Raw genomic sequence first — 12,261 nt, 5'->3', positions numbered from 1 at the left:
CACGCCGACGTCGAGGAGATCGTCGGCTGAGCGGCGGCCCGTCGAGGACGGCCCCCTATTCGCGCGGCACGACTCGCATCGACATCTCCTGGCGCGGATGGGCGGTGAGCGTCGGCAACAGTTCCAGCGGCGACTCGCCGAGGAATTCGAGGCGGTAGCGGTCCGCGACCGTCGCGACGATCAACCGGGCTTCGAGCATCGCGAGGTGTTTGCCGATGCAGTGGCGCGGTCCCCCGCCGAACGGGAAGTACGCGAACCGCGGCCGCTCCGCGCGGCGCTCGGGCGAGAACCGCTCCGGATCGAAGACCTCCGGCTCCTCCCAGTACTCGTCCGAACGGTGGACCGCCCACTGCGGGAGCATGATGCTCGCGTCCGTCGGAATCGTGTACCCGAGGATCTCGACCGGCCGCGTCGGCGAGCGGAAGATGGCGTACACCGGCGGGTAGAGCCGCATCGCCTCCTCGATCGTCCAGGTGGTGTACTCCAGTTTTCGCACGTCCGCCATCGTCGGCTGTCCGTCGCCCAGCACCTCGTCGAGTTCGGCGTGGACCCGCCGCTCGACCTCCGGATGCTCCGAGAGCAGGTACCAGGTGTACGTCAGCGTCAGCGCCGTCGTGTCGTGGCCCGCCAGGAGCATCGTCATCATCTCGTCGCGCAACTGCTCGTCGGTCACGGTCCCTTCCTCGCGAGCCCGCAGCAGGATCGACAGGAAGTCCATCGGTGCGTCCGGATCGTCCGCCTCCGCGAGCTCCGTCCGTCGCTGGCGGACGATCCCGTCGATGATCTCCTCGAGTTCAGCGACCGCCGCCGCGAACTCGGCGTCGCCCGGCATCGGCACCCAGTCCGGGAGGGCAAATCGGATCGGATCCGGCTCGAAGCGCTCACCCAGCGGCTCGAGTTGCTCGCGGACGTGTTCGATCCGCTGGTCGCTCGGTCGGACGCCCATCATCACGTCGAGGATGACCCGCAGCGTCACCTCGGTCATGGACATCTCGGCGTCGATCTCGTCCCCGGCCGTCCAGCCGTCGACCATCGATTCTGCGTGGCCAGTGATCCGGTCCGCCATCCCCGACAGGCGGTTCATGTCGAAGGCCGGGTTCGCCAGTTCGCGCTGGCGCTCCCAGGTCTCGCCCTCGCTGAGCAGCAGGCCCTCACCCAGCAGGTCGCCGATCGCGTCCGCCTGAAAGTCGGGCTTCTCGTAGGCGTCGGATTGGGTGACGAGGATCTCCTCGATCGCCTCGGGATCGGTCACCGCGTACGTCTCCATCGGCCCCATGTCGAACTGCGCGATTCCCCCGTAGGCGCGCTCCAGCGCCGTCACGAATGCGAACGGGTCCCGGGCGTACTGCCTGCTGCTACCGAACACCGGTCGCCCCTTCGGCCCTGGCGGTGTCTGGGACATCGAACCTTCTAGGGGCTGGACGACCAAATAGCTGGGTTCCAGTCGGTCAGTTGGCCTGTGCCCTGGCTGGCCAAACGGCTTTCCGTCCGAATGCCCTGTTTTCGGTATGGCCAACGTTGCCATCGTCGGCGGCGGCCCCGCCGGCCTGAGCGCCGCACTGTTCTGCCAGAAAAACGGCGTCGACGCCACCGTCTTCGACTCCGACAAGACCTGGATGCACAAGGCCCACCTGTTCAACTACCCCGGGATCGGCTCCCAGGACGGCACGGCCTACATGGAGACGCTTCGGAACCAGGTCGACAGCTTCGGCGTCGACCGCCGCCAGGACGCGGCAGTCACCGACGTCGAGGCCACCGGCGACGGCTTCTCCGTCGCCACCGACGACGACTCCCTCGACGCCGACTACCTCGTCCTCGCCACCGGCGCGAACCGCGACCTCGCCGAGGACCTCGGCTGTGATTTCACAGACGACGACGTGGTGGACGTGGAAGTCAACATGCAGACCAGCGTCGCGGACGCCTACGCCACCGGCGCCATGGTCCGGACCGAGGAGTGGCAGGCCGTCATCTCCGCCGGCGACGGCGCCGCTGCTGCGCTCAACATCTTGAGTAAGGAAAAGGGCGAGAACTTCCACGACTTCGACACCCCCGCCGACGCCGACGAAACGTTCGGCGGGATGGCCGGGGAGTAAAGTCTGTCGAGCCTGTTCGAACTCGATTAGAACGACAGTTACCAATCGCTACGTCCGCTGTGCGCCGAACTTCTACGTAGTGCGTTTAGCGTCGAACTGACTGGTCCGCAATCTTTTGCTGTGTGCCTCTCAAGACCCTGTTATGTCGTTCGGAAAAGAGTGGCACGTTCTCCTCGAGAACGTGGAGGACCTTCCATCCGAGACAGTCTTCACTACGCCGCTGTCACAGAAGTCCTTTCGTGTGACTGCTGTTCAAGAACGTCGCCTTCTGATAGAGTATCGGGACGGTGACGATAGAGTCCCGCTCGAACGTGACCAGTTTGAGACACTGTACGAACGTGTTACTGAAGCCAGAGAGGGATTCGGCCTCGACCGGCTGCCCCCCAACGCCGAACCCTACGCTACCGTTCTCAGTCTCCATCCGCATATCGAACTTGACGATCAGGGTGGAAACCTGATCGAAACTGAGACGGCTTCACCTTCCCCGCTCGTGGATACCCATCACGAAGAGGACCAAACTAAGAGTACGACTGAACCCTCAATCAAAGCGATGATGGACAACATGGGCAACCCAGCGGACAAAGTAAACTGTCCGATAGAAGGATGCGACTACAGTCATCGGTCTGCATCTTCTGTCGCGCGCCATGTCAGTGGGAGTAGCACGGATAAGCACATCTGGGCGAATACGTCGTATGAAGGCTGGCGCGATTTCGTTCGAAAACACAGCTGAGATTTAGTTGTCAAAGTAACTTGTTCCGAACGCATTGTGAACGCGAGGACTTCGCTTCGCTCGTCCTCTGGGCTCAAATCCTGTCGATCATTTTCGAGGGACGGACTCCTCGCAGCGCTCCTCGTCTTGTCCCTTGAAAATGGGTCGGGGCGGATTTGAACCGCCGGCTTTCTCCGTGTGAAGGAGATATCATAACCGGACTAGATCACCGACCCGGCGAAAAATCCTACCGCTGGACCGGACTTAAGGGTTACCTCTCAGGCTTCCGCCGTCCGGTAGGAATCGATCCGCTCCCGCGCCTTCGCGATGGCCTCCTTCGCCTCGCCCTCTGCGCGTCCCTGGATCTCCTTCAGGTCCGCACGGACTTCCTCCAGCCGGCCCGGTTCCGGTTCGTCCTCGCCGCCGGTCAACTTCTCGACGCGCCGCTGGACCGGTTCGAGTTCCTCCACGACGCCGCGCTTTGCCGTCTCGCCCGCTCGCTTCAGGTAGTAGCCCGCGTCTTCGAAGTGTTTGTTCATATCCGTCCTTACGCAGAGGACAGATAAAAGGTTTGTGGCCCTACACGTCCGGGCCGTCAGAGGGTGACGGGGTGCACTGCCCGGCGGGGCCGACCACAACCTTTTTCAATTATTTAGGCGTACCTAAAATCGGCTGCAGCCCCGTCGGGGGTCGGCCACGCGTCTGTCCCAACAACGCGTCCAAACGGTACTCGGCCGTCGAGCCTCACCGTGGGCACGGACTCGCCGGCCGCGCTTTTCGACCAAAACTGTATGCCCCAGCGGCGGGTAGGCGATTGCATGTTCACACGCCTCACGGTTCCGACGCCGTTCCAGATCGGCCCGGTCAACGCCTACCTCGCCGGGCGCACCCTCGTCGATCCCGGTCCAGACAGCGAGGAGGCCTGGTCGCACCTGCTCGACGCGCTCGACGAACGAAACCTCGAACCCGACGATATCGAGCGCGTGGTGATCACCCACCCACATCCCGACCACTTCGGACTCGCCCACCGGTTCCGCGACGCCGGCGCGACCGTCGTCGCCACCCCCGACGCCGCCGCCATCGTCAGCGACTTCGAGGGCCGCTTCGAGCGCGAATGCGAGTTCTTCACCGACTTCTTCGAGCGCTGCGGGATGGCCCGCTCGACCGCCGAGACCGTTACCGGCCTCCCCGAGGTGTTCCTGCGGTACGCCCCCGACGTCGCGGTCGACCAGGAGGTCGTCCAGGGCGACACCCTCGTCGTCCACGACACCGTCCTCGACGTCGACGAGGTACTCGGCCACGCGGACGGGGAATGTGTCCTCTCCTTCGACGCCGACGGGGAGCGCCAGGCGATCGTCGGCGACCACGTCCTCCTCGAGATCACGCCGAATCCCTTCCTCCTGCCGCCCGGCGAGGACGGCGAGCGACCCCGGGTCCTCCCGGCCTACAACCGCTCGCTCGACCGCCTCCGCGACCGCGACTACGACCGACTGCTCCCCGGCCACCGCGACCTGATCGACCGGCCGAGCGAGCGTATCGGCGAGATCCGCGAGGCCCACGAGGAGCGCACCGCGAACGTGAAAGCGCTGGTCGACGGCCCGACGACGCCGGTCGACGTGATGGAGGGGCTGTTCGAGGACCTGCCGGTCACCGAGTCCTTCGCCGGCATGAGCGAGGCGGTGGGCCACCTCGACGTGCTCGAAGACCGGGGCGAGGTGACGCTTCGCGACCGCGGCGGCGTGCTGGTCTACGAGCCCCAGTAGGTCGACGCGAGCAGCTGTTGCGACTGGACCGGGGCCTCAGTACTCGGGGTTCTCCTCGCGGACGCCCTCGCGCTTGTTGACGACGCGCGCGAGCGTGAACAGGCAGTCCGAGAGGCGATTGAGGTAGACGATGGCGGCGTCGTTGACGCCCGCCTCCTCCGAGGCGAAGCTCACGGCCCGCCGTTCGGCGCGGCGACAGACCGCCCGGGCCTGGTGGAGTTTCGCGCCGGGTTCGCTGCCGCTGGGGAGGATGAAGGACTCCAGTGGATCGAGTTCCTCGTCGTACCCGTCCATCCACGACTCGAGTTCCTCGACGTGCTCGTCGGTGATCTGCGGGTCGTCCTCGTCCGGATTCGGGTTCGCGAAGTCCGCCTGGACGACGTGGAGGTGGTTCTGGATCGCCCGGAGTTGCTCGTCGACGTCGTCCTGACCCGTCGGGCGGACCACGCCCACCAGCGCGTTGACCTCGTCGACGGTGCCGTAGGCCTCGATCCGCGGGCTGGCCTTCGACACGCGGTCCATGTTCCGGAGATCGGTCAGTCCCTCGTCGCCGCGGCCGGTGTAGATCTTCATGGCGCAAACGTGGGTCGCCACGGTCTTATAGCTCCCCGACGGCGACGGAGTTTACTGCTCGGGGACTCCAGAGTCGGTATGGCCAGGGGCGGGAGTCCGACGATCACGACGCTGTCGATCTTCGTCGTCGTCTTCCTCCTCGAGTGGGCGGCCGTGCCCTTCGGACTCTCCGGGACGCTGTTCGTCCTGCACCCACCGGTGGCCGTCCACCCGTGGACGGTCGTCACGAGCGTCTACGCCCACCAGACCCTCGATCACCTGCTCGCCAACTCCGCCGGCCTGCTGGTCACCGGCTTCCTGCTCGAACGGAAGACGACCAGCCTGCGCTATCACGTCTTCTTCGTGGGGACCGGCGCCCTCGCCGGCGTCGCCCAGATCACGCTCGGGGACCTCTTCGGGCCGGCGACGGGCGTCCTCGGCGCCAGCGGCGCCATCTTCGCGTTCCTGGGCTACCTCCTGACCGGCAACCGGCTCACCGAGACCGTCGTCGGCGGCGTCGCCCTCTCCACGCGCGTCCAGGTACTCGCCTTCCTGCTGGTCGCCGCCGTCGTCACGCTCGCGACCGGTTCGGCCCGCGCCGCCCTGGTCGCGCACTTCACCGGCCTGTTCCTCGGCCTGCTCGCCGGCCGGGCGCACCTCCTCCGGGCCCGGTAACGCCGACAGACCGTCCGCAGTGCCCTACAGTTCGGGTTTCGGATCGACCCAGCTCGGCGGCGCCGTTGCCGATTCGATATAGCGGTCAGTCGTTTATCCCCCTCGAAAACCGGGACGTTGAACTGTCCGGCCGGCAAAGCGCGGGACATGGCCATGGAACTCGATCGATCCTGTCCGAGCTGTGGCGAGTCGAAGACCTTCTACCGGGCGGCGAGCACCACGCTCCACCTGGGACAGAAGGTGAAGTGGCACTGCCCGGACTGCGACTACGGCTTCGTGAAGATCGACGGCATCGACACCGGCGCGTCCGCCTGACCCGATCGCCGTCATCGTTCTCGTCGATCACCGTCACCAGAGACCGTGAGGGCACCGGACGGCCCTGCAATTCGACACGTTGCGCGCTCACCCGCCGTTTCGATTCGCCGACGGAGCCGTTTCTCAGCGCCACTCGGCAGCTTCGCGCACGAACCCACGTTCTTCGCCGCGCATCCGGGCCCCCGGAGCCTCCTTCGTGACTCCAGCGCCCGACGGATCCGCTGCATCGCGAACGAGCGACCGTGCTGAGCCCCCGATCGGCGAACGAGACCGGTGAAACAGCCCCCAGTCCGTCGGATTCGGCCGAGTCCCCACCGATTCGCCCCCTCTATTTCCGCGTTCGACCCTCTCCTTGCTAGCTCAGCAGTCGTACCGGCGGCGAACCGGCCTCAGAACGGTCGTGAGCGGCTCGTAGAGAGTTCGCAGCCAGTACGCCTAAACGGTATGTCGCAATAGGAAATCGAGGTTGCACACGAATCGTACGGGCCGAGCGGGGCTGTCTCGAGCGGTGAAAACCGCTGCGACCCGTATTCCCGGCATTGCGATAGCTCCCCGGAGTGATCGATTCCTCTCAGACACGTCTCGCTGTGGCTCTATTCGTCACGCTGGCGGGCAGGATGGCGATCGGTTCGGTCTTCACCGTTCACGCAGCCGATAGCCGTGCCGCGATACCGGCGGTCGAGCGACGTCCCGGCGGGCTTCGAGGCTGAGATCCTGCCCCCGCGAGATCGAACCACGCGCGCTCCGCTCTCACCCCCGCTGGGATCAGTTTCCGCCGGTCAACGCCCCGTCCAGCCCGTCGACGGGGATCACCGAGTAATCCACCGTCAGCGTGTCCTTGGTCGCCCGGATCTTGCCCACGAAGGTAGAAATCTCCTCCAGGGACCCTTCGAGGATGAACAGTTCCATGCAGTAGGCGTCGCCGACGTGGTTGTGGACGTTCGACTGGACCAGTCCCTCGTGCTGGTGACGCAGGTGCATCATCCGCTCCTCGACGCTCGTGGTCTCGTAGTTGAACAGGACGGTGACGACGCCCATGAGTTCGCGGCCCTCCAGCCGACGGTCTTCGAACTCGCCGAGGAGGTTTCGAGCCGCTTCCCTGACGACCTCGCTCCGGCCGGTGTAGCCGTGGCCGTCCGCGAACTCGTCGATCCGTTCGAGTAACTCCTCGGGCATCGAGACGCTGACGACGGTCATATGTTAACGCAGCACCGCTCGACTATTAATGATTTGTAAGGGGGCCGCGGACGGCGGGGGAGTCACTCCTCGCCGTCGTCGAGCGCCTGCCACGAGAGCCGCGGGTTCCGGGCTGCGGCGACCTGGTCGATCCGGCGGGCGCTCGTCTTCGACGGCGCGGCCTCGAGCGTCGAATCGTCTTCGCCGGCGACGGCGTCGAAGGCCGCTGCCAGCTGGTCGAGCGTGCGTTTGCCCTCGATCTCGGTCGGTTCGGTCATCAGCGCCTCGCCGACGATCTCAGGCCACTTCGTGGTCGGCGGATGGACGCCGAAGTCGAGCATTCGCTTGGCCACGTCGGCGGCGTCCTGGTCGCCCGCGCTGGCGACGAACTCGTGGTGGAACGGGCCGAACGGCACCTCGTAGTCCACCTGTTCGGCCAGGTAGTTCGCGTTGAGGACGGCCTTGGCGCTGGCGTCCGCCAGTCCGGCGTCGCCCAGCCGCGAGATGTACGCGTAGGCCTTGATCAGGACGAGCCAGTTGCCCTCGAAGCCGTGGACCTTCCCCACGCTGTGTTCGGGGTCGTAACGCTCGTAGCCGTCGTGGTGGGGCCCGTCTCGCGGGTCACTCCGTTCCCCGCTCGACCCGTCCGTGCCGCTTCGCGGCACGCGCCGCACGTGCGGCGACGGCAGGAAGGGCGCGAGTTCCGCATTGACGCCCACCGGTCCGGCCCCTGGCCCGCCGCCGCCGTGGGGCGTCGCGAAGGTCTTGTGGACGTTGTAGTGCATCACGTCGAAGCCCATGTCGCCCGGGCGAGCCTGCCCCAGCAGGGCGTTGAGGTTCGCGCCGTCGTAGTAGAGCAGGCCGCCCGCGTCGTGGACGATCTCCGCGATCGTCTCGATGTCCCGCTCGAAGCAGCCCAGCGTGTTCGGGTTCGTGAGCATCAGCGCCGCGGTGTCGTCGCCGACGGCGGCCCGGAGCGCGTCGAGGTCGACGCGACCGTCCTCGGCGCTGGGGAGTTCGACGACGTCGTAGCCGGCCAGGGCCGCGCTCGCGAAGTTCGTGCCGTGGGCGCTGTCGGGGACGACGACCTCCGTCCGCTCCTCGCCCCGGTGTTCGTGGTAGGCCTTCGCGATCAGGATGCCTGCGTACTCGCCGGCCGCGCCGGCCGGCGGCTGGAGGGTGACCGCGTCCATCCCGCCGATCCGTCCGAGGTAGTCCTGCAGGCCGGCCAGGATCGCGAGCGTCCCCTGGACCGTCTCGTCCGGACGGTCCGGATGGACCGCGCCGTCGGGCAGGGCCGCCACGTCCTCCGTGAACTTGGGGTTGTACTTCATCGTGCAGGAGCCGAGCGGGAAGGGGCCGCTCTCGACGCCGTAGTTCATCTGGGAGAGTCGGGTGTAGTGGCGCGCCAGTTCCGGCTCCGAGAGGGCGGGCAGTTCGAGCGAATCACGGGTCAGGTCGTCGGGCAGCGGCGAGTCGTCGCCCCCGACCTCGACTTCCGTCGAGTCCTTCTCCGAGAGCAGCGGCTCGTACCGCTCCCCCGAGTCGGTCCAGCGGGCCTGGTCGTAGCCGAGCGGTCCGGTGGACTCCCGGCTCCCGTCACCTTCGCCCTCGCTCATGGGGCCACCTCCGCCATCGCGGCGACGAACCGATCGAGCCTGTCTGCGGTCCGCTCGGTGACGCAGATCCCCAGTCGGTGTTCGCCGAGGGTGTGGACCGCGTAGCCGCGGTCGCGCAGGTCGCCCGCCACCGCCGCGGCGGGCTGGTCCGTCCGCGCCTGGAACTCCCGGAAGTGGTGACGGTCGTGGATCGGCGCCTGGACGCCCTCGATCTCGTCCAGCCTGGCCGCCAGGTCGCGCGGGTAGGCGACGCAGTCCTCGGCGAGGTCGACGAGTCCGTCCGGCCCGAGCCAGGCGGCGTGCATGGCCGCCCGGAGCGCCACCCAGGCCTGGTTGGTGCAGATGTTCGAGGTGGCACGCTCGCGACGGATGTGCTGTTCACGCGTCTGGAGCGTCAGCGTGTACGCTCTGCGACCGCTTTCGTCTTCGCCAGCCCCCACCAGCCGGCCGGGGACCTGCCGGAGGTAGTCCTCGCGCGTCGCGAACATCCCCAGCCCCATCCCGTAACTCCGGCCGAGACCGAGCGTACTCGCGTCGCCGACGACCACGTCCGCCCCGACGCTTGCAGGCGATTCGAGCAGTGAGAGCGCCACCGGATCCGAGCCGAGACAGAACAGCGCGTCATGGGCGTCGGCGAGGCCACCGACCGCCGACAGCGACGGTTCGACGACGCCCCGGATCGTCGGTGACTCCGCGTACACCATCGCCACGTCCTCGTCCATCATTCCCTCGAGGGCATCGATGTCCACGGCGCCGTCGGCCATGGGATAGGTGTCGACGAGCAGGTCGGCGCCGTCGGCGTAGTTCTCCAGTACGCCGCGTCGCCCGTCGCTCAGCTGGGCCGGGACGAGCACCCGGTCGCCCGAAACCGAACGCACGCGGCTGGCGAGCGTGGCGGCTTCGCCCAGCGCCGTCGCCGCATCGTACATCGAGCAGTTGGCCACCTCGAGTCCGGTGAGTTCGACCAAAAGCGACTGGTACTCGAAGAGCGCCTGGAGAAAGCCCTGCGCGACTTCGGGCTGGTACTGCGTGTAGGAGGTGAGAAACTCGGAGCGGTCGGCCAGGTGGTCGACCATCGACGGGACGTAGTGGTCGTAGTGGCCGCGGCCGAGCAGTTCCGTCAGGTCGTCGTTGCGAGCGAGGGTGCGCTCTACGTCGCGCCGGACGGCGCGTTCGTCGCTCGCGTCGATGCCGAACTCGCCGTCGAACCGCACCGCCGGGGGGATGTCGAACAGGTCCGACTCGCTGTCGACGCCGACCGCGTCCAGCATCGCCGCCGTCTCCGTCGCCGTGTGGGGCGCGTACGGGCTCCCGCGTGTGTCGTTGTCGGTCATGGTAACTACCGCAGGACGGCACGCCGCCCTGTGTGTGGTTGGGGAGTGTTACGCCCGACCTGAAAAGAGTGTCCCGGTTCAGGCGGTGCAGAAGTCGATGGCCCCGTGGACGGCTTCCGTCCGGCCGATGATCGTGATGTGATCGTTGCGCTCGATCCGGTCGTCGGCGTGGGGGATGCGGTTCTCGTCCCCGCGACTGATCAACCCGACGTAGCACCCGTCGGGGAGGTTCGACGCCAGATCCGACACGGTGCGACCGGCGGCGGCGTCGGCCGTCACTTCGACCTCCTGCACGTCGCCGCTCCGGTCCAGTTCCGTCATCCAGCGCGCGATCGCCGGCCGCTCGATCACGTTGTCCATCGACCACGCGACGGACATCCCCGTCGAGATCGCCTCGACGTCCAGGTCCCGGAATGCAGCCTCGTTGTCGGGGTCGTTGACCCGCGCGACGATCGTCTCGACCTCGAAGGTGTTCCGGGCGAGTTGCCCGACGAGCAGGTTCACGTCGTCGTCGGCGGTCGCGGCCGCGACGACCTTGGCGTTCTCCGCGCCGGCCCGCGTGAGGACGTCCTTGCTCGCACCGTCACCGACTTCGACCCGGTAGCCGGCCTCTCTGAGTTGCTCGGCCACGTCCGGATCGTGGTCGACGATGGTCACCGCCTCACCGCGGTCCGCGAGTCGCTCGGCCAGCGCCGTGCCGATCCGTCCGCCGCCGACGATGATGGTTCGGTTCGGGATCACGTCCAGTGCCTGCGCGATGTGTCTCGCCAGACCCCCTTGAAAGGTCACGGTCGCGAAGATGACGAGGAAGACCGTCCCGACCAGCGTCGTCGCGACCGCTGGCTGGCTGTCGCCGATCCGGAGGGCAAAGAGCGTCACCACGCTCGCCGGGATGATCCCTCGCGGCCCGATGGCACTGACGAACAGCCGTTCGCGGAGCGTCAACCGCCCGCCGACGGTGCAGAGGAAAACGAGCAGCGGCCGGATTACGAGCGCGACGGCGACGACGACCACGAGTCCGCCCAGTCCGAGCGACAGGAGGTCGGAGAGCGAGAGCAGCGAGGCCAGCACGACGAAGACGAAGGTGAGCACGACCAGCGTCACGTCGCCTTTGAACTGCTCGATCTGTTCGCGGTACGGGAGGTCGACGTTCCCGAGAACGAACCCGGCCGCGGCGACGGCCGCGATGCCCGACTCGCCGACGCCGAGTCCGGCCTCCGCGAGCCCGTAGGCGGACAGCGCCGCGGCCAACACGACGAGTCGCGCGTTACGGAGGGCGTTCTCGGTCGGTAACTCGACGCGCGCCAGCAGCAGCCAGACGACCGTCGCGACGGCCACGCCCACCAGGACGCCGGCCCCGAGCCGGAAGGCGAACTGCCCGATCAGCGTCGGCAGTCCCTCCCCCTCCAGCAGGAGGTACTCGAACATCACGATGGCGAGGATGGCGGCGGTGACGTCGTTGACGACCCCCTCGGTCTCCAGGGTCGTCGCCACGCGCTCGCGGACGGGGACGACGGCCAGGATCGGGTTGATCACCGTCGGGCCGGTCGCGATCAGCAGCGACCCGATCAAAAGCGCCAGTTCCCAGGAGGTCCCCAGCGCGTACCGGACGACGACGGTCGTCGCGAGGTGGGAGATGACCGCGCCCACGGTCACCAGCCTGAGCGTCTCCCGGGGCGCCTCGCGCAATCGATCGACCCGGAGGTGGAAGGCACCCTCGAAGACGATGACGGCGACGCTCAGCCCGACGATGGCCGACAGCGCGCCGCTGTCGATCGTCCCGGGGTCGATGATCCCCAGCACCTGGGGGCCAGCGGCGACGCCCGCCACCAGCCAGAAGAGCACGCTCGGCACGCTCAACCAGTCCGAGAGCACCTGTGCGGCCACGCCGACGCCGATGACCGTGACGACGAGCGCGATCAGTTCGGTCGAAGCTGTCACGTTTCCGGAGTCGTTCGAGGATCCGACCCGCCAGCGTCGAAAGTGTTGCGTTCGCCGCTCTCCGGTGGATTCCGTGTCCACCGA

General features: G+C 67.2%; 12 protein-coding genes and 1 tRNA gene. 5 read left to right on the top strand and 8 right to left on the bottom strand.

Annotation, left to right across the window (positions count from 1 at the left end; genetic code table 11):
- Window positions 1–55 precede the first annotated feature (55 nt).
- On the bottom strand, window positions 56–1,402 hold the full coding sequence (locus U5918_RS15385) for a cytochrome P450 (RefSeq protein WP_336002443.1): 1,347 nt from the start codon (window positions 1,400–1,402) through the stop codon (window positions 56–58).
- Between the two features lie 106 nt (window positions 1,403–1,508).
- On the opposite strand from U5918_RS15385, the gene U5918_RS15380 reads away from it, so the two are divergent.
- Complete coding sequence (locus U5918_RS15380; RefSeq protein WP_336002440.1) at window positions 1,509–2,093, top strand: FAD-dependent oxidoreductase; 585 nt, start codon at window positions 1,509–1,511, stop codon at window positions 2,091–2,093.
- 142 nt (window positions 2,094–2,235) lie between these two features.
- On the top strand, window positions 2,236–2,823 hold the full coding sequence (locus U5918_RS15375; protein WP_336002439.1) for a DUF7983 family protein: 588 nt from the start codon (window positions 2,236–2,238) through the stop codon (window positions 2,821–2,823).
- A gap of 140 nt (window positions 2,824–2,963) precedes the next feature.
- On the opposite strand, the gene U5918_RS15370 is transcribed toward U5918_RS15375, so the two are convergent.
- Both U5918_RS15370 and U5918_RS15365 read right to left on the bottom strand, forming a co-directional pair.
- A tRNA-Val gene (locus U5918_RS15370) sits at window positions 2,964–3,038 on the bottom strand.
- A gap of 42 nt (window positions 3,039–3,080) precedes the next feature.
- Window positions 3,081–3,341, bottom strand: a complete 261-nt coding sequence (locus U5918_RS15365) for a DUF7553 family protein (protein ID WP_336002437.1) — start codon at window positions 3,339–3,341, stop codon at window positions 3,081–3,083.
- Window positions 3,342–3,620: 279 nt separating this feature from the next.
- On the opposite strand from U5918_RS15365, the gene U5918_RS15360 reads away from it, so the two are divergent.
- On the top strand, window positions 3,621–4,565 hold the full coding sequence (locus U5918_RS15360) for an MBL fold metallo-hydrolase (RefSeq protein ID WP_336002436.1): 945 nt from the start codon (window positions 3,621–3,623) through the stop codon (window positions 4,563–4,565).
- A gap of 36 nt (window positions 4,566–4,601) precedes the next feature.
- On the opposite strand, the gene U5918_RS15355 is transcribed toward U5918_RS15360, so the two are convergent.
- The gene (locus U5918_RS15355; RefSeq protein ID WP_336002434.1) at window positions 4,602–5,138 is read right to left on the bottom strand and encodes a cob(I)yrinic acid a,c-diamide adenosyltransferase; all 537 of its coding nucleotides are present in this window, start codon (window positions 5,136–5,138) and stop codon (window positions 4,602–4,604) included.
- Window positions 5,139–5,216: 78 nt separating this feature from the next.
- Between U5918_RS15355 and U5918_RS15350 the strand changes: the two genes are divergently transcribed.
- Both U5918_RS15350 and U5918_RS15345 read left to right on the top strand, forming a co-directional pair.
- Window positions 5,217–5,792, top strand: a complete 576-nt coding sequence (locus tag U5918_RS15350; protein WP_336002433.1) for a rhomboid family intramembrane serine protease — start codon at window positions 5,217–5,219, stop codon at window positions 5,790–5,792.
- Window positions 5,793–5,939: 147 nt separating this feature from the next.
- On the top strand, window positions 5,940–6,107 hold the full coding sequence (locus tag U5918_RS15345) for a DUF7838 family putative zinc beta-ribbon protein (protein ID WP_336002432.1): 168 nt from the start codon (window positions 5,940–5,942) through the stop codon (window positions 6,105–6,107).
- A 765-nt stretch (window positions 6,108–6,872) separates the two neighbouring features.
- Here U5918_RS15345 and U5918_RS15340 read toward each other — a convergent pair.
- From U5918_RS15340 to U5918_RS15325, 4 genes are all read right to left on the bottom strand, one after another.
- A complete protein-coding gene (locus tag U5918_RS15340) occupies window positions 6,873–7,304 on the bottom strand; it encodes a CopG family ribbon-helix-helix protein (RefSeq protein WP_336002430.1) in 432 nt (143 codons plus the stop codon).
- A gap of 62 nt (window positions 7,305–7,366) precedes the next feature.
- Window positions 7,367–8,902 (bottom strand): aminomethyl-transferring glycine dehydrogenase subunit GcvPB, encoded by a 1,536-nt coding sequence (gene gcvPB / locus U5918_RS15335; protein WP_336002429.1) that lies wholly within the window; start codon window positions 8,900–8,902, stop codon window positions 7,367–7,369.
- Window positions 8,899–10,236, bottom strand: a complete 1,338-nt coding sequence (gcvPA, locus tag U5918_RS15330) for an aminomethyl-transferring glycine dehydrogenase subunit GcvPA (protein ID WP_336002426.1) — start codon at window positions 10,234–10,236, stop codon at window positions 8,899–8,901. The genes gcvPB and gcvPA overlap by 4 nt, the downstream gene beginning before the upstream one ends.
- A 78-nt stretch (window positions 10,237–10,314) precedes the next feature.
- Window positions 10,315–12,177, bottom strand: a complete 1,863-nt coding sequence (locus tag U5918_RS15325; RefSeq protein WP_336002425.1) for a cation:proton antiporter — start codon at window positions 12,175–12,177, stop codon at window positions 10,315–10,317.
- Window positions 12,178–12,261 lie beyond the last annotated feature (84 nt).

The sequence above is a fragment of the Halorientalis sp. LT38 genome (assembly GCF_037031225.1).
Lineage (GTDB): Archaea > Halobacteriota > Halobacteria > Halobacteriales > Haloarculaceae > Halorientalis > Halorientalis halophila.
This window is presented reverse-complemented; position numbering and strand designations above follow the sequence as displayed.